The organism is Streptomyces sp. NPDC002306, from assembly GCF_053593435.1.
This window is the reverse complement of the sequence record NZ_JBSFCK010000149.1, coordinates 1-1,172: the sequence shown is the minus strand read 5'-3', so window position 1 is coordinate 1,172 and position 1,172 is coordinate 1. Positions and strand designations below refer to the sequence as shown.

Annotated in this window: 1 pseudogene; it reads right to left on the bottom strand. The window is 62.2% G+C overall.

What is annotated here, in order from left to right:
* Positions 1-138: pseudogene (locus ACWCQK_RS42535) on the bottom strand (MFS transporter); the annotation flags it as partial.
* Between the last annotated feature and the right edge of the window lie 1,034 nt (positions 139-1,172).

Genomic DNA, 1,172 nt, shown 5'->3' with positions numbered 1-1,172 from the left:
GCGGGCCACGGTGAGCATCACCGACAGGGCGACGACACCGTACGAGAGCCTGCCGACGAGGGCGAGCGCGAAGGTGCGGCGGGCGTGGGGAAGGCTCAGGACAGCGGCGTACGAGGGCCGCGAAGAAGGCGCGGGCATGGCAGAGGTTCCTCAACGGGAGGCAGCGAGGGACGCCGAAGGGCCGCGACGGCGTCGGCCTGGAGCCGTTTCGCCGTGCGCGGGCCCGGGCGCGCGCTATGCCAAGAGGAGGAACACGCGGTCAACCTACCAAAGACGCAAAAGCGTCTGCAACTCTCCTGCGATTTTCGTACGAATCGGAACCTGGTTACAGCTTCGAGGCCGCGAAGTCGCTTTCCCTGTTGAGTAACCCAACGTCGGGGATCATCTTGAACCCTTGACGCAGGGTCGCGTTGGACGACTTTGACGTCGACTGCGAGGTAGGTGCACTGGTCGATGGCTTTCATTCGATAGCGGATATCGGCCACGCTTTGAGCTCGTAATGCGAACTTGGTGAGATGTCCTGGTCGGGTGTGACCGGTGTGAAGATTCGGCCGTTCCTGATGCTGCGAGTAATCGGCCAATTTGTGACGGATGCGACACTCCGCTCAAAGCCATCGCGATCGGCTAACGTCAACGACGGCACCCAGAATCTCGACGGCGTCCGCCCGTGAAAGGCCATCTGGCTGACCACGCCGCCGCCCCGAAGCGCTGCTCGGCGGCAAGAACGACTATTCCGCCATAACCGGGAAGAGCTGCGTAAACGCCGAATCGTGCCGACACCCCCGCAAGGGCGCCCCGAACATCAAGGGCATCGACGAAGCACCGCTATGTGGTGGAGCGGACCCTCACCCTGCTCCACCACTTCAAACGACCTTGCCGTCCGTTGGGACCGCATTCGTATCCCTAGCCTGCAGCCTCATCTGCTGGCGACGCATCAACAAGGCTGAACCATAGTCGTGTTCCGCGCTCTTTGGTCGCTTGAGGGGCTGCGGGAGATCTGGGAGAGTAGGTGGATGTCGCTCGGGTTGGCGGAGACACTCGGGAGCTCACGTCTTCAGACGCGCGGTTCCCGCACTACACTAGTAGGACTCCGTTAGGTCTTTCGCTTGTCCCTGTTTGGGGGCATGTTGGGAGTATGGACGCACATGAAGTGAACCGCGCCCGGGTGAAGT